The 20,118-nt window shown below is 67.1% G+C and carries 17 protein-coding genes; 8 read left to right on the forward strand and 9 right to left on the reverse strand.

What is annotated here, in order from left to right:
• Positions 1–123: 123 nt before the first annotated feature.
• Together EEB19_RS10405 and EEB19_RS10410 are read left to right on the forward strand one after the other, a co-directional pair.
• Positions 124–2,670, forward strand: coding sequence for an ATP-dependent Clp protease ATP-binding subunit (locus EEB19_RS10405; RefSeq protein ID WP_187585883.1), 2,547 nt, complete (start codon positions 124–126; stop codon positions 2,668–2,670).
• A gap of 136 nt (positions 2,671–2,806) precedes the next feature.
• Positions 2,807–3,652: an enoyl-CoA hydratase-related protein gene (locus tag EEB19_RS10410; protein ID WP_187585885.1), complete on the forward strand. Its 846-nt coding sequence runs from the start codon at positions 2,807–2,809 to the stop codon at positions 3,650–3,652.
• A 15-nt stretch (positions 3,653–3,667) separates the two neighbouring features.
• On the opposite strand, the gene EEB19_RS10415 is transcribed toward EEB19_RS10410, so the two are convergent.
• Both EEB19_RS10415 and EEB19_RS10420 read right to left on the reverse strand, forming a co-directional pair.
• A complete protein-coding gene (locus EEB19_RS10415; protein ID WP_187585887.1) occupies positions 3,668–4,327 on the reverse strand; it encodes a DUF305 domain-containing protein in 660 nt (219 codons plus the stop codon).
• Positions 4,324–5,880, reverse strand: coding sequence for an LVIVD repeat-containing protein (locus EEB19_RS10420; RefSeq protein ID WP_187586147.1), 1,557 nt, complete (start codon positions 5,878–5,880; stop codon positions 4,324–4,326). Before EEB19_RS10420 ends, EEB19_RS10415 begins: the two co-directional genes overlap by 4 nt.
• A 204-nt stretch (positions 5,881–6,084) precedes the next feature.
• Here EEB19_RS10420 and EEB19_RS10425 point away from each other — a divergent pair, with 204 nt between their 5' ends.
• On the forward strand, positions 6,085–6,993 hold the full coding sequence (locus EEB19_RS10425) for an SGNH/GDSL hydrolase family protein (protein WP_187585889.1): 909 nt from the start codon (positions 6,085–6,087) through the stop codon (positions 6,991–6,993).
• A gap of 28 nt (positions 6,994–7,021) precedes the next feature.
• On the opposite strand, the gene EEB19_RS10430 is transcribed toward EEB19_RS10425, so the two are convergent.
• From EEB19_RS10430 to EEB19_RS10440, 3 genes are all read right to left on the reverse strand, one after another.
• On the reverse strand, positions 7,022–8,359 hold the full coding sequence (locus EEB19_RS10430) for an acyltransferase (RefSeq protein WP_262365565.1): 1,338 nt from the start codon (positions 8,357–8,359) through the stop codon (positions 7,022–7,024).
• Between the two features lie 234 nt (positions 8,360–8,593).
• Positions 8,594–9,907: an MFS transporter gene (locus EEB19_RS10435; protein ID WP_187585893.1), complete on the reverse strand. Its 1,314-nt coding sequence runs from the start codon at positions 9,905–9,907 to the stop codon at positions 8,594–8,596.
• A 92-nt stretch (positions 9,908–9,999) separates the two neighbouring features.
• Positions 10,000–10,599: a TIGR03086 family metal-binding protein gene (locus tag EEB19_RS10440; RefSeq protein ID WP_187585895.1), complete on the reverse strand. Its 600-nt coding sequence runs from the start codon at positions 10,597–10,599 to the stop codon at positions 10,000–10,002.
• Between the two features lie 88 nt (positions 10,600–10,687).
• Between EEB19_RS10440 and EEB19_RS10445 the strand changes: the two genes are divergently transcribed.
• On the forward strand, positions 10,688–11,626 hold the full coding sequence (locus tag EEB19_RS10445; RefSeq protein ID WP_187585896.1) for a YafY family protein: 939 nt from the start codon (positions 10,688–10,690) through the stop codon (positions 11,624–11,626).
• A gap of 163 nt (positions 11,627–11,789) precedes the next feature.
• Positions 11,790–14,084 (forward strand): pyruvate dehydrogenase, encoded by a 2,295-nt coding sequence (locus EEB19_RS10450; RefSeq protein ID WP_187585898.1) that lies wholly within the window; start codon positions 11,790–11,792, stop codon positions 14,082–14,084.
• A 5-nt stretch (positions 14,085–14,089) separates the two neighbouring features.
• Here the strand turns inward: EEB19_RS10450 and paaI are convergent, their stop codons facing one another.
• The 4 genes from paaI to EEB19_RS10470 all read right to left on the reverse strand — a co-directional run bounded on the left by paaI (position 14,090) and on the right by EEB19_RS10470 (position 17,571).
• Positions 14,090–14,524 (reverse strand): hydroxyphenylacetyl-CoA thioesterase PaaI, encoded by a 435-nt coding sequence (gene paaI, locus EEB19_RS10455; RefSeq protein ID WP_262365566.1) that lies wholly within the window; start codon positions 14,522–14,524, stop codon positions 14,090–14,092.
• On the reverse strand, positions 14,514–14,834 hold the full coding sequence (locus EEB19_RS10460; protein WP_187585901.1) for an EthD family reductase: 321 nt from the start codon (positions 14,832–14,834) through the stop codon (positions 14,514–14,516). The genes paaI and EEB19_RS10460 overlap by 11 nt, the downstream gene beginning before the upstream one ends.
• 5 nt (positions 14,835–14,839) lie before the next feature.
• Positions 14,840–16,879, reverse strand: a complete 2,040-nt coding sequence (gene paaZ / locus EEB19_RS10465; protein ID WP_187585903.1) for a phenylacetic acid degradation bifunctional protein PaaZ — start codon at positions 16,877–16,879, stop codon at positions 14,840–14,842.
• A gap of 80 nt (positions 16,880–16,959) precedes the next feature.
• Positions 16,960–17,571 (reverse strand): TetR/AcrR family transcriptional regulator, encoded by a 612-nt coding sequence (locus EEB19_RS10470; protein ID WP_187585905.1) that lies wholly within the window; start codon positions 17,569–17,571, stop codon positions 16,960–16,962.
• 90 nt (positions 17,572–17,661) lie between these two features.
• Here EEB19_RS10470 and EEB19_RS10475 point away from each other — a divergent pair, with 90 nt between their 5' ends.
• The 3 genes from EEB19_RS10475 to EEB19_RS10485 are packed head-to-tail and all read left to right on the forward strand — an operon-like array spanning position 17,662 to position 20,065.
• The gene (locus EEB19_RS10475) at positions 17,662–18,390 is read left to right on the forward strand and encodes an enoyl-CoA hydratase/isomerase family protein (protein ID WP_187585907.1); all 729 of its coding nucleotides are present in this window, start codon (positions 17,662–17,664) and stop codon (positions 18,388–18,390) included.
• A complete protein-coding gene (locus EEB19_RS10480) occupies positions 18,387–19,289 on the forward strand; it encodes a 3-hydroxyacyl-CoA dehydrogenase family protein (RefSeq protein WP_262365567.1) in 903 nt (300 codons plus the stop codon). Before EEB19_RS10475 ends, EEB19_RS10480 begins: the two co-directional genes overlap by 4 nt.
• Positions 19,286–20,065, forward strand: coding sequence for an enoyl-CoA hydratase/isomerase family protein (locus EEB19_RS10485; RefSeq protein WP_187585909.1), 780 nt, complete (start codon positions 19,286–19,288; stop codon positions 20,063–20,065). The genes EEB19_RS10480 and EEB19_RS10485 overlap by 4 nt, the downstream gene beginning before the upstream one ends.
• Positions 20,066–20,118: the final 53 nt, after the last annotated feature.

Raw genomic sequence — 20,118 nt, forward strand, 5'->3', positions numbered from 1 at the left:
ACTGTAGCTGCACGCACAGCGACCACTAGACTGAACTCAAGCTGGTGGTCTCTATCGACACCGCCGCATTTGTCGCCGCTGTGGTCACCGACGGCCGGGGCGCAAGCTATGTGAGGGAGAACAATGTTCGAACGGTTCACCGACCGCGCACGTCGGGTCGTCGTCCTGGCGCAAGAAGAAGCGCGGATGCTCAATCACAACTACATCGGCACCGAGCACATCCTCCTGGGTCTGATCCACGAGGGTGAGGGCGTCGCCGCCAAGGCTCTCGAGTCCCTGGGCATCTCGCTCGAGGGCGTCCGCAGCCAGGTCGAGGAGATCATCGGCCAGGGTCAGCAGGCGCCGTCGGGTCACATCCCGTTCACGCCGCGCGCCAAGAAGGTCCTCGAGCTCTCGCTGCGTGAGGCGCTGCAGCTCGGCCACAACTACATCGGCACCGAGCACATCCTCCTGGGACTCATCCGCGAGGGTGAGGGCGTCGCCGCCCAGGTACTGGTCAAGCTGGGCGCCGACCTCAACCGCGTCCGTCAGCAGGTCATCCAGCTGCTCTCGGGCTACCAGGGCAAGGAGCCGCAGGAGGCCGGCACCGGCGGACGCAGCAGCGAGACGGGCACCCCGTCGACCTCGCTGGTCCTCGATCAGTTCGGCCGCAACCTGACGGCCGCGGCCGCCGAGGCCAAACTCGACCCGGTCATCGGGCGCGAGAAGGAGATCGAGCGGGTCATGCAGGTGCTGTCCCGCCGCACCAAGAACAATCCGGTGCTGATCGGTGAGCCCGGCGTCGGCAAGACCGCCGTCGTCGAGGGGCTGGCCCAGGCGATCGTCAACGGCCAGGTGCCCGAGACGCTCAAGGACAAGCAGCTCTACACGCTCGACCTCGGGTCGCTGGTCGCCGGCAGCCGCTACCGCGGTGATTTCGAGGAGCGCCTGAAGAAGGTGCTCAAAGAGATCAACACCCGCGGCGACATCATCCTGTTCATCGACGAGCTGCACACGCTGGTCGGCGCGGGAGCGGCCGAGGGCGCGATCGACGCCGCGTCGATCCTGAAGCCGAAGCTGGCCCGCGGCGAGCTGCAGACCATCGGTGCGACCACCCTCGACGAGTACCGCAAATACATCGAGAAGGATGCCGCACTCGAGCGCCGGTTCCAGCCGGTGCAGGTCGGTGAGCCGTCCGTCGAGCACACCATCGAGATCCTCAAGGGCCTGCGCGACCGCTACGAGAGCCACCACCGGGTCTCCATCACCGACGGTGCGCTCGTCGCCGCGGCCACGCTGGCCGACCGCTACATCAACGACCGGTTCCTGCCGGACAAGGCGATCGACCTGATCGACGAGGCCGGTGCGCGCATGCGTATCCGCCGGATGACCGCACCGCCGGACCTGCGTGAGTTCGACGAGCGGATCGCCGATGCGCGCAAGGAGAAGGAGTCCGCGATCGACGCGCAGGACTTCGAGAAGGCCGCCAACCTCCGCGACAAGGAGAAGCAACTCGTCGCCGAGCGGGCCGAGCGTGAAAAGCAATGGCGCAGTGGTGACATGGACGTCGTGGCCGAGGTCGACGACGAGCAGATCGCCGAGGTGCTGGGCAACTGGACCGGTATCCCCGTGTTCAAGCTCACCGAGGAGGAGACCACCCGTCTGCTCCGCATGGAGGACGAGCTGCACAAGCGGATCATCGGCCAGGAGGACGCCGTCAAGGCCGTGTCCAAGGCGATTCGTCGTACACGCGCCGGTCTGAAGGATCCGAAGCGTCCGTCGGGCTCGTTCATCTTCGCCGGCCCGTCCGGTGTCGGTAAGACCGAGCTGTCGAAGGCCCTGGCGAACTTCCTGTTCGGCGAGGACGACGCACTCATCCAGATCGACATGGGCGAGTTCCACGACCGCTTCACCGCGTCGCGGCTGTTCGGTGCTCCTCCCGGATACGTCGGCTACGAAGAGGGCGGTCAGCTCACCGAGAAGGTGCGTCGTAAGCCGTTCTCGGTGGTCCTGTTCGACGAGATCGAGAAGGCGCACTCGGAGATCTACAACACGCTGCTGCAGGTGTTGGAGGACGGCCGTCTCACCGATGGTCAGGGCCGCACGGTCGACTTCAAGAACACCGTGCTGATCTTCACCTCGAACCTCGGTACCGGTGACATCTCGAAGGCCGTCGGCCTGGGCTTCACCCAGGGCGGCAGCGAGGGGTCGCAGTACGAGCGGATGAAGCAGAAGGTCAACGACGAGCTGAAGAAGCACTTCCGGCCCGAGTTCCTCAACCGCATCGACGACGTCATCGTGTTCCACCAGCTCACCCAGCAGGAGATCATCGAGATGGTCGATCTCATGATCAACCGCGTCGAGACGCAGCTGAAGAACAAGGACATGGCCATCGAGCTCACCGACAAGGCGAAGAAGCTCCTCGCCCGTCGTGGATTCGATCCCGTGCTCGGTGCCCGTCCGTTGCGTCGCACCATCCAGCGTGAGATCGAGGATCAGCTGTCGGAGAAGATCCTCTTCAACGAGCTCAACGCCGGCCAGATCGTCCTGGTCGACGTCGAGGGCTGGGACGGCGACGACGACGGTGAGGACGCGCGATTCGTCTTCTCCGGTTCGGAGAAGCCGCGTGAGCTGCCCGACGCACCGGCCGAACTGACCGGTGCCGGCGACAGTAAGGGCGAAACCGCCTAGCCAGTCCAGATACCCCGAAAAACGCGAATCCACCTTGCTTCGATTGCAAGGTGGATTCGCGTCTTTCGGGGTATCTCCGTCTCGGGATTTCGACGCCTTCACGAACGTTCGCTCGGTCATCGAGTAGGTTGGATCGGTGACCTCTCTCACCCAGCAGACCGACGACAAGCACATCGTTCTCGAACGCGACGACGACGTCGCGATCATCCGGCTGAACCGTCCCGACCGGCTGAACGCCTTCACCCACCAGATGGGCGAGGAGATCCAGGCCGTCTTCGACGAGACCGACGGCGACGACTCGATCCGTGCGGTCGTGATCACCGGCACCGGCCGCGCCTTCTGCGCAGGCGCCGACCTCGGCGGGGGTGCGACCACCTTCGAGCTCGACCAGCAGGAGCCCGGGGAGATCCCGCGGGACATGGGTGGTCAGGTCACGCTGCGGATCTTCGCGTCGCTCAAACCGGTCGTGATGGCGATCAACGGTGCGGCCGCGGGCGTGGGCGTCACCATGACGTTGCCCGCCGACGTCCGGATCGCCTCGGAGGATGCGAAGTTCGGCTTCGTCTTCGCGCAGCGCGGACTGGTGCCGGAGGCGGCGTCGTCGTGGTTTCTGCCCAAGCTGGTCGGACTGCCGACGGCGCTGCAGTGGGCGATGGGAGCGAAGATGGTTCCTGTCGCGGAGGCACACGACCGTGGGCTCGTGCAGCAGGTCGTGCCGAAGGACGAAGTGCTGTCGACGGCGATCTCGGTCGCGCGTGAGCTGACGTCGACAACGGCTCCTGTGTCGGTGGCTCTCACCCGACAGTTGTTGTGGCGCATGGCCGGGGCGCCGAGCCCGTGGGTGGCGCACGAGGCCGACTCCAAGGCGATCTTCTATCGCGGGACGATGGCGGACGTGGCCGAGGGCGTGACGTCCTTCCTGGAGAAGCGCCCCGCCGCCTTCACCGACCGCGTGTCGACGGATCTACCCGACATCTTCTGACGCCGGCGCCGAGCCTTATGCGGGAAGGGGCGCGGCGTCCCGCGCCCGCAGCAGCAGCGACATCTGGCCGATCTCGTCGCCTTGTTCACCGAGCATCGTCAGGGCCATCTGTTTGGTCGCCGAACTGGCCCGGGGATCGTTGAAGGCTGCCGTCGCCATCGTCATACCGCCGCGGTGATGGCGGATCATCAGCTGGAGGAAGATGATCTCCGCATCGTGTCCGCGGGATTCGGCGAGTCGGTTGAGGTCGGCGGTGCTCGCGAGACCCGGCATCGGCGGCTGATCCGACGCCGACGAGCCATCCGCATGGCCTCGATGGCCTGACGCGTGCCCGGCCATCCAGGCCATCGGCCGATCGGCGGTGACCGGTTCGGAGAACCACGTCAACCAGCCCCGTAGCGTCGCCACCTCCGCGGTCTGGGCGGCGACCATCCGCGCTGCCAGTCCGCGGATCTCGGGACCGACGTCGGTGGGCAGGCTGTTCGACATCAGGATCGCCTGATCGTGGTGTGCCGACATGTCCTGTGCGAAACCGACATCGGTGATGCTGGGTGTCACGCGCTGTCCGGCGTCATCTCGCTGGCTCTGCCAGAACACGCCGCCGGCAACGCCCACCGCGAGCAGCAGTGTAGCGATGCCCAGCGAACCGACGATCCGTACCCAGCCCGCGTTCATCCGATGTGCGAGTCCTGGTCGGCGGGCGGCGTATACACCTTCGGACTCAACTGCAGCGCGTAGAAGCCGCCGTCGGCGCAGGTGGTCCAGAGTTGATTGCCGCGCCACTCCGGTGGGGACAGGCACCAGTCGGTGGCCATGTCACCGCCGACCACCATGCCGGTGCGCGGTCCGATCGTGTCGGCGAGCGAGACCCTGCCGTTGAGGACCGCCATCCCGAAGCTGAGGAACTCGACGGCCGGCACGCCCGAGACCGATGCCAACACGTGCGGAGAATTCGGCAGGTCGGCGACGGTCGCGTTCTTCTGCGCGGGCGGGTTGAAGTAGCCGATCTCCCTGATCTTCGTGGTGTCGCGGATGTCGAAGACGCGTATTCCGGACGACTCCCACGAACAAGCCAGGGCGGTGGGATTCGTCGGACGGTCGACGGCACAGTAGTGCGGGTTGCTGCTGAACACGCTGCCGCCCATCGACGACCGCAGGTTGGTGTCGAGGTTGCGGGGCAGGTTGATCTCGAGTTTGATCTGTGCGACATACCGCGGCTTGTTCACCGAGGTCACGTCGAAGAATTTGACGCCGCCCGAGCCCAGTTCATCGATGGTCACGATGTGTGGACGCCCACCGTAGGTCACCGGGATCGTGTGCTGGTTGACCTGGCCATCCGGCCAGAGGTAAGCCGCGACGTGCGGCACCTGTGGGTAGGGCGCCCGGCGCTGCACCGCGCTGATGTCGAGCACGGTCACTCCCGCCGCGTTCGACAGATACATCCGGTTGCCGTCCGGGGTGATACCGAATCCGTGACCGAGGAAGCTGTGCAGACCTTGCCAGATCACCCGTGGCGCTGCGGGATCAGCGATGTCGATGGCGGTGAGATGCCCGGGGAAGATGCCCGAGGCCCAGTAGGTGCGTCCGTCGGGCGAGAACCCGCCCTCATGAGACGTGAACGGCAGCGGGGTCGCAGTTCCCGGACCGCGATTGAGCAGCTTGGGGTGCTCGCAGTCGGAGATGTCGTAGACGGAGAAGAACCCGCCACCCCACAACAAGGGCACCGACGTCGCCGCGAGGAGCTTGCGTTGCTTGTTGACCTTCAGGGTCTCCCAGGTACCGCCGCGCATCGCGGGTTCGGCGAGAGAACCGACGACTCGAGGCGACCGCGGGTTCGCGACGTCGACGACCTGCACGCCGGGCTGTGGCACCAGATTGGTCCCGGGGAAGAGGCTGCCGGTGTAGCTGCAGTGATCGAAGGTCGCCGACACGATCCCACCGCCCGACGCCCGGACATGACCCAGCGCGGACATGTTGCAGCGGTAGCCGAGCCGACTGCGTCCCGAATTGCGGTCCTCGGCACTGACGTCGCCCTGCAGGCCCTTCTCGCGCAGCACGTCGGACGCACAGTCCGCCTCGGCGACCGACTTCTCGGAGATGTCGGGAAAGTAGTGGGTGGCCGCCTGCGCGGGTACCGCGAACGCTGCGGCGAGAGTGACGGCGATCACCGCCACCGCGATCGTGAGACGGAGTCGTCGGCGGGTCCGCAGACGAGGTAGAGCGCGCATCATCAGATCGCCAGACATCCCCGACTCGCCCCCATGCGTAGGTCTCACCTGTGTGGTCGCCGACCCTAACCGCTCGGCGGGTCGGGCTCGCCGGTTTCGCGGATATACGTTCGGTCAGAGGAACACCGGTGCGGCGCGCGGTGTGGCGATCGCAACGCGTGCCCGGGCGCTGATCGGTGTCTGGGATATGTGAGACTTCGTGGCATGCGTCGAGCGTTGCTCTCCCGATTCGCGACCATTGTCGCTTCCGGTGCCGCGGTCGCGGCGGTGGTGATCCCCGGGACGGCGGCCACCGAGATGGCCAGCCCACCTGCGCAGGCACACGGCAGTCCCAAGTCGGGCATATCCGCCATGGCGGGCAAAAAGTATGTGGCACTGGGCAGTTCCTACGCCGCTGGTCCCGACGCCGCATCGGTGCAGAACCTGCCGTGCCTGCGTACGTCCGACAACTATCCCCACCAGGTCGCGAGGGCGGCCGGCCTCCGCCTGACCGACGCTTCGTGTTCGAGCGCGACCACCGCCAACGTGCTGAGCAAGCCCCAACCGCCGAGCGGTCGGGTCCCACAGATCGCTGCTGTCACCCCCGATACCGGGCTCGTCACGATCACCGTCGGTGGCAACGACATCGACTACATCGGTCGCCTGACAGCGATCAGTTGCGCCAATTCGCTCACCGCGGCCACACATTCCACCCAACGGTGCGAGAAGAAACACGTCGTGCGGTCCGAACCCGACGCCGACGATTTCGGGCGCGTGCAGGAGTCTCTCACCGAACTGATCATCGCCGTGCATGTCCGCGCGCCTCGTGCCCGTGTGCTCCTCGTCGACTACCCGCCGGTCCTGGAGCCGGGACATCCGCTGTGTGCCAAGCTGCCGCTGACCGCACCGCAGGCCGCACAGACCGCGCGCGTCTTCGACGGACTGGCCGCGGCGACCGCCCGCGCCGCCGAACGTGGGGGAGCGCGCCTCGTGCGGGCGTCGAAGGCCGGTGCCGCGCACACGGTCTGCTCCTCCGATCCCTGGCTGAACGGATTCGAGCTGCCCATCCCGTATCACCCGACGCCGTCGGGCAAAGCGGGTATGGCCCGCCTGGTGCTGGCTGCCCTGCGCTGACAGCGCGCCGACCGACGACCTCGCGGGGTCAGACGATCTCCTCGGCATAGAGCGGTTGATCGCGATGCGTCCACTGCTTGGCGGCGACCACTCCCGCCGACACGATCAGCAGTGCGCCCGCGGCGGCGAGCAGATCGCCCGCCGGTACGCCCATCGCGTCGCGGACGATGATGCCGATGGCCACTGCCGCCATACCGGTCAGGACGGAATGCACCGGATTCTGTGATCGCCAGTCGATGGTGCTGCGGCCCGTCGTGATGAGGCTGATCGGGCTGCGTCGCAGCACCTCGACGACGAACACCGTGAGCGCGACGGTGGCCACGAACGAGACGACGATCAGCAGGCCGGGCGAGGAGTCGAGGTGTTGGTGAATGGTCGGTTCGAGTTCGGCGAGAGCCAAGGCGTGCGCGAGGTAGATGCCGAAGGAGCGGTCGGCCGCGGTCCTCATCACGGTGTCGGCGATGGAGCCGGGTCGTCGGCGGTCCTGCCACATCGTGCCCAGCGAGTACAACATCAGGATGATTGCGACGTAGGCAAAGGAGTTGTGTGCCATGAAGACATTGGTGGCTCGGACGATCGGTTCCCCGCTGTCGACGTCGTGCAGGTAGTACACCAGGGTGCCGGTGATGACCGCGGTGCCAAGGGTGAGGAAGGTCCACCGCCATCGGATCATGAAGGCCTGGAAGGCTTCGTAATGCATGGCCGCGACGCCGCCGGCCAGGATGAAGAACTGGTAGGGCAGGATGGTGACCACCAGGTGCCGCATCAGTACCTCCTGCGGGCCGTGGGTCAGAAACGGCAGCGGTGGATGAACCATGATGTACAGCAACGTCATCTGGATCGCGAAACTCGCCGTGAGTAGATACCGGTGGGCGCCCCACGTCTTGCGAAGCAGCCACAGCATCGCCGGGAAGACCGCATAGATCTGCATGCTCACCGACAAGAAATACAGGTGATACCAGGCGTTCCCGGTGATGAGGTCGTACGCGATGCTCTTGGCCGACAGTCCGACGTCGGACACCGAGTCGACGAGGTCACGTAGTCCGCCGAAGCCGCCACCCTCGTATCGGCCGTACACCCAGTAGAACAGGCTCCAGACCACGAAGGGGAGTCCGATCAATGTGTAGCGTCGTCGCCAGAACTGCACCGGCCGCAACTCGCGATGACGGTACTGGTAGGTCAAGACGAATCCGGTCAGCGCGAAGAAGGAGTATCTGGTGTAGCGCAGGAAGATTCCCACACCTCCGGCGGCCACGTTCGTCGGCGTCGCGATACCGAGGATCACATGATCGGCGATCACCCCGGCAAACGTGACCAACCGGACGAAGTCGATCTGATGGAGGTGCTTGTCACGCGGTGCGGACAACGCGACAGGTTGGACTGTCGCGCTGGGGCTTTCGTCCGTTTCGGCGGATTTCGAGACATTCGCGGGTAGCGAATCTGCGACGATGACTGCCCCTCCGTCCATTCGGCCACCGGGCATTTCGGCACGCGGTGTCGGATGCCCGGGGAGACAGTACTCCCCGAACCTGTGAGGGGCTGCCGGGGTTGCGGGGTGGTCCGACGACAGGGTCCGATTCACCGGAAAAGCGAAGGGGGATCAGGTGGTCGGGTGATCGGCGGCGGTGGTCTCGCGCATCCTCGGCGGGGTCGTGGAGCGACGCCGCCAGACGAGCACGCCCAGGGCCGCGGCGAGGAAACAGGCCGCCGCGCCGACACCCAGGCCCACACGAGCGTTCGTCGCCTGGCAGATGGCACCGATGATCGGCCCACCGATCGGGGTGGATCCCATGAACGCCACCGACCACAGCGACATGACGCGCCCCCGCATCCGCGGATCGGAATTGAGTTGCAGAGTCGCGTTGCCGGTCGACATGAACGACACGCTCAGCCAACCCACGAAGAACAGGGCGATGATCGCCACCGGGAGGGACGGGGCGATCGCGGTGACGGCGATGGTGACACCGAAGCCGCCCGCGGCGATCGTGAGTGGACGCAGTCCCGTCGTTCCGCGGGCGGCGACCAGAAGACCTCCGACGACGGCGCCGACCCCCATCGCCGACGTCATGAAACCGAGAGCCTGTGGCCCGCCGTCGAACACGTCACGCGCCGCCGCCGGCAGTGACACCTGGAACTCGTACGCGAGTGTTCCGACCAAGGCCATCATCACCAACGGAATCCACAGCGTCGGCAGCCCGGCGACATAGCGAAGGCCCTCGCGGAGCTGGCCTTTGGCTCGTGCGATCGGCTCCTCGTGCTCGATCGAGGCCGTGTTCATCACGATCAGCGAGACGACGACCGCGACGAAACTGGCCGCGTTGATGGCGAAGCACCAGCCCGCGCCGACGGCGGCGAGCAGCACGCCGGCGACCCCGGGCCCGATCGCGCGGGCGGCGTTGACCATCACCGAGTTCAGCGTCACCGCGTTGCGGATCAGCGATTCGCCGACGATCTGATGGATGAACGCCTGCCGGGCCGGATTCTCGAACGCGTTGTTGAGGCCGAGGAGGAGGGCGAGACCGGCAACCTGCCAGATCTGCACCCATCCTCCCACCGTGAGGACCGCAAGCACGGCGGCGAGCACACCCATCACCGACTGCAGGATGATCATGAGTCGTCGGCGATCGACCCGGTCGGCGATGACGCCCGCATAGGGCCCGAGCAGCAGCACGGGTAGGGCCTGTAGGGCGACGATCAGGCCCAGCACAGAGGCCGAGCCGCTGAGGGTGAGTACCAACCACGCCTGCGCGGTGGCCTGCATCCAGGTGCCGACGAGCGACAGCGCCTGACCGAAGAAGTACAGCCGATAATTCGGATTCGACAACGACGCGAATGCGCCCGTGCGGCGTGGTGGGGCGGGATCGGATGCCCGAGTAGCCGACTCGCACATCTCGGGCATCCGGTCTTCTGTCATCGACAACCATCGTATGCCCGCCTGCTCAGGTCGGTTCCCACGACCTGTTTTGTGCAATGTGGGCCGAAATCCGGGGAGTTCGGCGGCTCATTTCACGCGCCGACCGCGACCCATCGGCTCGCATCCCGACCGGTCCAGTTCGCGAGCTGTTCGGTCGGGCCGGCGTCGGGCCGTGGCTCGACGACGGGACCGAACGGGACCTGCTCGTCGGCCCGGATCTCGGCCGGGATGAACTGCTTGGCGACGCCGAGCACCGGTTCGACCACGGCGGGGTCGGTTTCGGCGGGCTGCCCGGTGGCGACGGCCAGGTCCCACCCGTGCACGAGGGTCTCGCTGACGTAGCCCCAGAGGGCCGCCGCGCCGGGCACTTCACCCCACGGGACCGTGACCGGGGTCGTGAGGGTGGTGTCGTCGGACCACAATCCGACGGCTGTGGCGACCCTGGCCGCGTAGGTGTCGGCATCGTGCTCATCGGCGAGACGGGGCAGGGCCAGGGCGTCGGCGCCCTCGGCGAGGGCGACCGCGCGGTTGGCGGTGGCGATCAGATGTGCGCCCAGCGTCCGGACGTCGAATTCCTCGCACGGTGTGGGTGCGGTCCACTGCTCGTCGGTGACCCCGTTCAGGAGTTCGGTCACCCATGAGGTCGCGGCCGCGTAGGCCGGGCGGGGGTCGGCGATCTGCGTGTTCGTCATGATCATTCCTCTCGTTCTGGGCTGGTGACACCAGTCAATCGCGTAAACACGACATCTTCTGTCATGTTTTCGGGAGAAGATGAGAAACATGCGAGCCGAACGTCTGATAGCGGTGCTGATGCTGTTGAAGAAGCACGACCGCATGACGGCCACCGCCATCGCCGCCGAGCTCGGGGTCTCGGAGCGGACGGTGCTACGCGACATCGACGCACTGTCGCTGTCCGGTGTCCCGGTGTACGCCGAACGCGGCCGGCACGGCGGTTTCGCGCTGCTGCCCGGCTATCGGACCGATCTGACCGGCCTGACCGTCGATGAGGCGACGTCTCTGCTGGCGGGGACCGGTCGCCTCGATTCGCCGGCGTTCGCCAGCGCGATGCGCAAGGTGGCGGCAGCGCTCCCGGAGGCCCATCGCGATCGTGCGGTCAGTGCGGCTCAGCGGGTCCTGGTGCGTCCCGAAGGCTTCGTTCGCGAACCCGACCCGCTCGAGGCGCTCGAGCCCGTGCAGCACGCGGTGCTCGACGGGCGGCGCCTGCGGATGCGCTATCGGCGCCGCGGTGACGACGTCGACCGCGAACGCACGATCGACCCGATCGGCCTCATCGTCGCGGGCGACACCTGGTACCTGGTGGCGACCGCCGACGGCGCCGAACGGATGTACCGGGTCTCCCGGATGACGGAGGTCGAGGTACTCGACGACGAGGCGCGTCGGTCCGTCGACGTCGACCTCGGCGAGATCTGGGAGCGTCGCCGACAGGAGTTCCGGGCATCGTTCGAGTTCGTGGATGTGGTGATCGACTGTCGCTCGCGCGACGTCGAGGGGATCGTCGGGTTCGCCGACATCCTGTCGCGAACCGGGCGAGACGACGATGTGGTGCGTCTCGAGTTGCGGTTCGCCGATCGCCGCCATGCGATCCGGGTGTTGTGGACAGGCTGTTTCGACCGAACGTTCACGATCGTCGAACCGGAGTGGGTGCGCGAGACGATCCGAGATCGCCTCGCAGCTGTTCTCGCGGGCTTCGGCGAGTGAACGGTTGTGCGTCATCGCTGCCGCCACTGACCTCGCCGACCGTGTCCAGTTTTTCGCCGACCGTGTCCAGCCGACCGGCCACGTCCGGCCCCGACACCGCGCCCAGACACGGTCGGCGCGAAACAGGGCACGATCGGCGGGTGAGGCTTGCGAGAATGGGCTCATGAACTCCCAGCCGGACACGTTGCGCATCATCGAGGAGCGGGTTCTGTGGCTCTCGACGGCGATCATCCATCACGCGAACCGGGTCCGCCCGAACACGTCCGGGCTGAAGGTAGGTGGCCATCAGGCCTCGTGCGCGTCGATGGTGTCGATCATGACGTCGCTGTGGTTCGAGCATCTCCGAGCCGGTGACCGTGTGTCGGTGAAGCCACACGCGTCGCCGGTGCTGCACGCGATCAACTACCTGCTGGGTGAACTCGACGAGCGATACCTCACGACGCTGCGCGAATACGGAGGGCTGCAATCGTATCCGAGCCGTACCAAGGATCCTGATCCCGTCGACTACTCCACCGGGTCGGTCGGTATCGGCGCCACCGCACCGATCTGGGGGTCCATCGCCCGGCGATACGTCGACGCGAAGTTCCGGTCCACCGGTACCGGTCGGCAGTACTCGCTCGTGGGCGACGCCGAACTGGACGAAGGGGCCGTGTGGGAGGCCATCCTGGACCCGACCGTCCGCGACCTCGGTGAGATCGTGTGGATCGTCGACCTGAACCGGCAGTCGCTGGACCGGGTGGTCCCGCAGATCGCGGCCGGCCGGTTGGAGAGCATGTTCGGCGCGGCCGGGTGGCAGGTGCTCACGGTCAAGTTCGGTGCTCTGCTCGAAGACCTGTTCACGCATGCCGGAGGAGATGCCCTCCGGGAGCGCATCTCGAGCATGCCGAACCCGGAGTACCAGCGTCTGTTGCGGTGTGACGCAGACGAACTGCGCATCCGACTGCCGGGCGACGGAGCTGGCACCGACGAGATCGCCGGCCTGATCGCCGAACTCGACGACGTCACGTTGACCCGCGCGATCCGGAACCTTGGCGGCCACGACCAGGAGGCGCTGCGGAAGGCGTTCGCACAGATCGACGACGCCCGGCCGACCGTGGTCATCGCATACACGATCAAAGGCCACGGCCTGCCGACCGAGGGGCATCCGCAGAATCATTCGTCGCTGCTGACCGTGGAGCAGTTCGACACGCTGGCAACCGAGATGGCCATGGATGCGGCACATCCGTGGTCCCGCTTCGCCGCCGACAGCGAGGCCGGCAGGCTGTGTGCCGAGACGGCGCAGCGGCTCACCCGTGCACCTGTCGAGTTCCGCACGCCGCCGGAGGTTCCCGACGACCTCGGCCGGACGCCGTCAGGGACGTCGACGACGCAGGCGGCCCTCGGTCGTGCACTGCTCGCGCTGACTCGTGACGCACCCGCGGCAGCCGAGCGCATCGTCACGGTCAGCCCGGATGTCAGTTCCACCACCAACCTCGCCGGATGGCTGAACAAGGTGGAGGTGTGGTCGTCGACCGAGCGGCGCAACTGGTTCGACGACGACTCCGAGACGATCATGCACTGGCGCGAGAAGCCGACCGGCCAACACATGGAGCTCGGTATCGCGGAGACCAATCTTGTCGGCCTGATGGGGGAGCTCGGCGCCACGTGGAGTCGTTGGGGCGAGCCATTGTTCCCAATCGGAGTCATGTATGACCCGTTCGTGGAACGCGCTCTCGAGCCCTGGTCGTATGGCATTTACGCCGGTGGGCAGTCGATTCTGGTCGGCACGCCGTCAGGCGTGACACTGGCCGCGGAGGGTGGTGCGCATCAGTCGATCACCACTCCGTCGATCGGACTCGAGCAGCCCGGGTGTGTCGGCTATGAGCCCGCATTCGTGCTGGACACGGAGTGGACACTCCTGGCGGCGATGCGACGGCTCGGCCGAGAGGACGGCGGATCGGCGTATCTGCGACTCTCGACCCGGCCGGTGGACCAGAGTCTCGCGCGCGTACCCGACGATCCGGCGGCCCGGGAACGCCGACGACGGCAGGTGATCGCCGGTGCCTACGCCCTTCGGCGGGCGGAGTCGCCCGCCGTCACGCTGGTCGGGATGGGCGCTCTGGTGACCGAGACGCTTCACGCCGCAGATCGCCTGGCGGACCAGGGAATCCCGTCTGATGTCATCTGCGTGACCAGCGCGGGTCTGTTGTTCGAGGCGCTCCAGGCTCGTCGTGGACTCGACGACGCGCCGTCGTGGATCCTCGATCAGGTCTTTCCGGCCGACCGTGCGATCCCGATGGTCACCGTGCTTGACGGCCATCCGCACACCCTGTCGTTCCTGAGCGGAATCCATGGTGTCCGCGGCGCGGCACTCGGCGTCAGCCGCTTCGGTCAGGTCGGCTCCCTGGCCGACGTCTACCGTCACCACGGCATCGACACCGACGCCATCGTGCGTGCCGCGCTCGACCTGGTCAGGTGACCGCGTCAGTGACCGTCGGTCGCGATCGTCCGACTGTCCCCGCGGAACTCGGCGATCACTTCTCCGCCGACGCTCACCGTGACGTCGTAGATCCCGTTGCGGCCGAAGCGCCGTCGTTCGACGGCCTCCGCGACAAGCACATCGCCCTCACGGGTCGGACGGAGGAATCGGATGTCGGCGCGGGCCGCGACCGCGGCGTCGTCGTGGCTGTTGCAGGCGAGGGCGAACGTGGTGTCGGCGATGATGAACACGTAACCGCCATGGGTGATCCCGTGACCGTTGACCATCGACGAGGTCACCGTCATCGACGTCCGGGCACGGCCGGGACCCAGATCGTCGAGCGAGATGCCGAGCGCGCGGGACGCCGCGTCGTCGGCGAACATCTTCCGGGCGATCGGGTGCTCGGTGACGTCGTCGGCCATGACGGTGTCAGCTGCCATCGAGAACCGACACCTCTTCGTGGGTGAACAGCGTGGCGCCACCGGTCGCGAAGTTGGGGACGTCAGCGGCCGCCGCGCCCATCTCGGGTGACGTCAGACCTGCCTGGAGGGTCTCGGCGTCCGGAAAGTACAGGCTCGCCACCGAGTAGTACGGCGGTTCGGACCCGTCCAGCGAACCCGCCTTGGAGTAGGTGTATCCGGTCAGCCCGGGGACCTTGCTCGCCAGCGGGATGTGCACGCGCTCGTAGTAGTCATCGAATGCGGCGGGATCCTCGGGGCGGCCATAGCAGACGGCGACGCGAATGGTCATGTCCATCACTCCTTCTCGGCTTTGGCGACCAGCGTCAGGACGTCGTAGGTCGCGACGGGGTCGTCGTTCTGGTTGGTGACGACGGCGTCCCACCGAACCTCACCGTAGTCGGCGCTCTGACGCGGGGTGATCTGTTTCGCGGTCAGGGTCACCGTCAGGCTGTCGTCGGCCTTGACCGGGGTGAGAAATCGCAGCCCGTCGACGCCGAAGTTCGCCAGCACCGGCCCCGGCGCGGGATCGACGAAGAGGCCGGCGGCGAGCGACACGACGAGATAGCCGTGGGCCACGATCCCGCCGAACAGCGGATTGGCAGCGGCGGCATCGGGATCGGTGTGCGCATAGAACGTATCGCCGGTGAACTCGGCGAAGTGATCGATGTCGTCGCGTGTCACCGTGCGCGGTCCGCCGACGATGGTGTCGCCGAGAACCAGTTCCGCGAGGTTCTTCCGGAACGGATGGATGTCGCCGATCACGCGGTCCGCACCGGCGACCCACCGTCGTCCGACGCTGGTGAGCACATCGGGCGTGCCCTGGATCGCGGTGCGCTGCATGTGATGCAGGACGCCGCGTATGCCGCCGAGCTCCTCGCCGCCGCCCGCCCGTCCGGGGCCGCCGTGCACGAGGACCGGCAGCGGCGAACCATGACCGGTGGATTCCTTCGCATCCTCGGAGTTCAGGACCAGAATCCGTCCGTGATAGGGCGCGAGACCACGGACGACCTCACCGGCGAGCTGCGCGTCCTTGGTCACCAGGGACGCCACCAGGCTGCCCTTTCCTCGTGCCGCGAGGTCGACCGCATCGGCGGAGTCGGTGTAACCGATGACTGTCGCGACCGGCCCGAAGGCCTCGATGTCGTGCGGCTCCGGTGCGGTCTTGTCATTCGCGCGCAACAGGATCGGCGACAGGAAGGCCCCTGATGCGCCGTCGGCCCCCACGACGTCGACGTGATCGGGATCGCCGAACACGATGTCGGCCGACTTGGTCAGACCGCGCAAGGATCGCAGCACCTCGTCGCGCTGCTCGACACTCGCCAGCGCGCCCATGCGGACACTCGGGTCGGCCGGGTTGCCGACGGTGATCGCGGCGAGACGGTTGGACGCCGCGTCGACGACCTGATCGACGAGCGCTTCCGGGACGAGGGCACGGCGGATGGCGGTGCACTTCTGACCGGCTTTCACGGTCATCTCGGTGACGAGCTGCTTCACGAACAGGTCGAACTCCGGATCCTCCACCGCGACATCGGCTCCGAGGATCGAGGAGTTGAGTGAGTCCGCCTCGGCGGTGAAGTGCAGACCGGAGGAGACGACCTGGGGATGCGCTCGCAGGGTCGCGGCGGTGTCGGCCGAACCGGTGAAGGCCACCGAGTCCTGGCCGTCCAGGTGGCCGAGCAGATCACGGGCGCTGCCGCACAGCAGCTGGACGGAACCGTCGGGCAGGATGCCGCTCTCGATGATGCGACGGAAGACCAGTTCGGTCAGGTAGGCGGTCTGGCTGGCCGGTTTCACGATCGAGGGCACGCCGGCGATGAAAGCGGGTGCCAGCTTCTCCAGGAAGCCCCACACCGGGAAATTGAAAGCGTTGATCTGTACCGCGACACCCTGCCGCGAGGTGTAGATGTGCTGACCGAGAAAGGTGCCGGCCTTGCCGAGCTGCTCGAGGGCACCGTCGAGGACAACTGTGTCGTTCGGCAGTTCGCGACGTGCCTTGCTCGCGTAGCTGAGAATCGTGCCGAAACCGCCGTCGATGTCGACCGCCGAGTCGCGATCGGTCGCCCCGGTGTGGCGGGACAGCTCGTAGAACTCGTCCTTCCCGGCCATCAGGGTGAGACCGAGTTGCTTGAGGAGTGCGGCTCGCTCGTGGAAGGTGAGCGCGGCCAGGGCCGGTCCGCCCACCTCGCGGCCGTAGGCGACCATGCCCGCCAGATCGAGTCCGGTCGAGGAGATGCGGGCCACCTCGTGACCGTCGACGGCACTCGCCAGGGGGGTGCCCTCGTCGGACGCGGTGAACCACCGGCCCTCGGCGTAGCTCTGCAGCAGGTTGCTCACGATCACTCCATTCCACCGTCCATTCGGTCGGTAATTACCATCGCCGCATTCCAGTGCCGTTGTCAAGGAGTGCGGGTGGGCTACTTGCGACGGAGCCCGTTGAAGGTCATGCCGACGACGGCATCCGCGAGCTCGTTCGCGGACGTGCCGGCCCGGGGTCGGTACCACTCGATGAGGGAGTTCACGGTGCCGAACAGCAGGCGGGCCACCAGTGCGGGATCGATGTCCGGATCGAGATCGCCCTCCTCGGCGGCGGCGGACACCAGATCTCCGACGAAGGCGTCGAACTCGCGCCGACGAGCCAGTGCGCGTCGCTCGACGGCGCTGTTGCCGCGCACGCGCAGCAGCAGCGTGACGTAGGGGAGTTCGGCGACGAGGATCTCGACACTGCGTCTGACCAGGTATTCCAGCCGATCGATGTAGCGGCCGTCGGTCGCCTGCGCCTCTGTCGTCGCGGCGAACAGGGCGTTGAGGGCGCGGTTGAGTGCGAGCTCGAGCAGATCCTGCTTGCCGGCGACGTGATGGTAGATCGACGACTTGCTGAGCCCGAGACGCTCTGCGAGGACGTCCATGCTCGTGCCGTCGTAGCCCTTCTCGTTGAAGACCTTCACGGCGACGGCGAGGAGGGAATCGAGGTCGTAACCGGGACGCCCCGGACGTCCGGTCCTGCGAATCGCCGGTTGGGTGCTCATGGGCTCATCCTTTCATCCAGGCCTCGGAAAGCTCGACCGATCGTCGCCGAGGACTTGTATACCGACCAAAGGTTCGGTTATTAATGAGGGGTGACGACGAACACCATCCGGATCGACGAGACCGAGCATCGCTATGTGGTGACCCTCGACCGCCCGTCGCGGCGCAATGCGATCAACGCCGAGATGATCCGTGACCTGCACGACGCGTGCGAGCGGATCGAGCGTGCACCCAAGCCGGTCCTGCTGAGCGGCGCGGGTGAACACTTCGCGGGCGGAGCCGATATCGGCGAGCTCCGCGACCGCGGCCGAGCCGAGGCGCTGGCAGGCATCAACCGCACCCTGTTCGACCGGATCGCCGCACTCCCGCTACCGACCGTCGCCGCGGTGTCCGGGTACGCGCTGGGCGGCGGTGCCGAACTCGCCTACGCCTGCGATCTGCGGATCGCCACTCCGACCGCCGTGTTCGGCAACCCCGAACCGGGTCTGGGCATCCTCGCCGCGGCAGGTGCGAGCTACCGGTTGCCCGCGTTGGTGGGGCATTCGGTCGCCAAGCAGGTGTTGCTGGCAGGCGCCACCCTCGACGCCGACACCGCCCTGCGCACCGGCCTCGTGATGTCCGTCGTCGACGACCACGTCGCGGCCGCACACGCGGTGATCGACCGGATCAACCGCCAGTCCCCGTTGGCGTTGCGCTTCACCAAGACCGTTGTCGACGCACCGGGATCGCACCCGTGGGCCGCCGACATAGCACAGGCGGTGCTGTTCGAGACCGAGGACAAGAACCGCCGCATGACCGCATTTCTGGAAGGGGCCCGATGAGCACAGCCACGAATCCGGTGACACCGGCGTCACCGGCCACGCGGATGCCGACGACGGTCGGAGTGATCGGCGGCGGCCGCATGGGTGCCGGGATCGCGCAGGTCTTCGCCACGCTCGGGTCGGCGGTCACCATCGCCGAGAGCCACGATTCCGAGGCCGCGCTCGACCGGGTACACACCGGACTGTCCCGCGCACACGAGCGCGGGGCGCTGAACGGGCGTGATCCTCACACGATCGCCGAGCGGGTGTCGACCGTCGACGCCGTCGAGCACCTTCCCGGAGATCTGGCGCTGGTCATCGAGGCCGTTCCCGAGCAGCCGTCGCTCAAGATCGAGGTGCTCGCTGCCGCCGAGAAGGTCGTCGGAGACACCGCGGTGATCGCATCCAACACCAGCTCGTTGTCGATCGCCGAGCTCGGTGCCGCGCTGCGGCTTCCGGGGCGTTTCCTCGGACTGCACTTCTTCAACCCGGTACCGGCGTCGTCGCTTGTCGAGATTGTCCGGTCCCCGGACACGTCCGACGACACCGTTGCCGCGGCGAGGGCCTGGGTTCGCGCACTCGGCAAATCCGAGGTCGTGGTCAACGACGCCCCGGGATTCGCCACCAGTCGTCTCGGCGTCTGCCTTGGGCTCGAGGCGATCCGGATGGTCGAGGAGGGCGTCGCGTCCCCGGCGGACATCGATCGGGCGATGGAACTCGGCTATCGACATCCGATGGGGCCGCTGCGCTCCACCGACCTGGTCGGCCTCGATGTGCGGCTGGCCATCGCCGACCACCTGGCGCGGGAGCTCGGCGATCGGTTCGTTGCGCCGAAGCTGTTGCGTGACAAGGTGTCCGCAGGTGAACTCGGACGCAAGTCCGGACAGGGATTCTACGACTGGAAAGCAGGTGCACGATGACGGTCACCGTGACCACGGCCGACGAGCTCGCCACGATCACGCTCGCGCGGCCCGCGGCGCACAACGCGCTCGACGTCACCACCAAGGTGGCATTCCTGGAGGCGGTGCGCTCGGTGGCAGACGACCCTGCCGTACGCGCTGTGCTGCTCGCCGCCGAGGGCCGGAACTTCTGTGTCGGACAGGATCTCGGCGAGCACGTGTCGGCGCTCGAGGCGGACCCCGCCACCGCCATGGACACCGTCGGCGAACACTACAACCCGCTCATCCGAGCGCTCGCCGGTCTGCGGGTTCCCGTCGTCGTCGCCATCCAGGGCGCCTGTGTCGGTGCGGGTCTCGGCATTGCGCTCACCGGGGACATCCGCGTGGCCGGTGAGGGCGCGTCGTTCGCGACGGCGTTCACCGGGATCGCGCTCGCCGCCGACTCGGGTCTCAGTCACAGCCTCGTCGCGGCACTCGGGCCGAGTCGGGCGTCGGGGCTCATGTTGCTCGGCGACAAGGTCGGCGCCGCTACGGCGGCGGACTGGGGTCTGGTGCACCGCGTCGTGCCCGACGACGCTGTCCTCGGTGCCGCCACGGAGATCGCGGCCAGGCTTGCGGCCGGCCCCACCGAGGCCTTCCGGCAGGTCAAGTCGCTCATCACGCATCCGTCGCCTGACCTCGACCACGCGCTCGATCGGGAGGCCACCGCGCAGTCCGCCCTCGGCGTCACCGTGGACCACAAGGCCGCGGTCGGCGCGTTCCTGGCCAAGCAGAAGCCGGAGTTCGTCGGCCGCTGAGCCGTCGTCGAGCCACGCCTTGTGTTGTGGCTCACTCTCCTGCATACTGATAA

This window comes from Gordonia sp. OPL2 (genome assembly GCF_003797825.1).
Lineage (GTDB): Bacteria > Actinomycetota > Actinomycetes > Mycobacteriales > Mycobacteriaceae > Gordonia.

Excerpts from the sequence above, each read along its gene's own strand:
- EEB19_RS10435 (WP_187585893.1), bottom strand. The coding sequence starts at position 9,907 with ATGACAGAAGACCGGATGCCCGAGATGTGCGAGTCGGCTACTCGGGCA.
- EEB19_RS10425 (WP_187585889.1), top strand. The coding sequence starts at position 6,085 with ATGCGTCGAGCGTTGCTCTCCCGATTCGCGACCATTGTCGCTTCCGGT.
- EEB19_RS10415 (WP_187585887.1), bottom strand. The coding sequence starts at position 4,327 with ATGAACGCGGGCTGGGTACGGATCGTCGGTTCGCTGGGCATCGCTACA.
- EEB19_RS10485 (WP_187585909.1), top strand. The coding sequence starts at position 19,286 with ATGACGGTCACCGTGACCACGGCCGACGAGCTCGCCACGATCACGCTC.
- paaI (WP_262365566.1), bottom strand. The coding sequence starts at position 14,524 with ATGGCAGCTGACACCGTCATGGCCGACGACGTCACCGAGCACCCGATC.
- EEB19_RS10480 (WP_262365567.1), top strand. The coding sequence starts at position 18,387 with ATGAGCACAGCCACGAATCCGGTGACACCGGCGTCACCGGCCACGCGG.
- EEB19_RS10450 (WP_187585898.1), top strand. The coding sequence starts at position 11,790 with ATGAACTCCCAGCCGGACACGTTGCGCATCATCGAGGAGCGGGTTCTG.
- EEB19_RS10420 (WP_187586147.1), bottom strand. The coding sequence starts at position 5,880 with ATGCGCGCTCTACCTCGTCTGCGGACCCGCCGACGACTCCGTCTCACG.
- EEB19_RS10460 (WP_187585901.1), bottom strand. The coding sequence starts at position 14,834 with ATGACCATTCGCGTCGCCGTCTGCTATGGCCGCCCCGAGGATCCCGCC.
- EEB19_RS10405 (WP_187585883.1), top strand. The coding sequence starts at position 124 with ATGTTCGAACGGTTCACCGACCGCGCACGTCGGGTCGTCGTCCTGGCG.
- EEB19_RS10440 (WP_187585895.1), bottom strand. The coding sequence starts at position 10,599 with ATGACGAACACGCAGATCGCCGACCCCCGCCCGGCCTACGCGGCCGCG.
- EEB19_RS10445 (WP_187585896.1), top strand. The coding sequence starts at position 10,688 with ATGCGAGCCGAACGTCTGATAGCGGTGCTGATGCTGTTGAAGAAGCAC.
- EEB19_RS10470 (WP_187585905.1), bottom strand. The coding sequence starts at position 17,571 with ATGAGCACCCAACCGGCGATTCGCAGGACCGGACGTCCGGGGCGTCCC.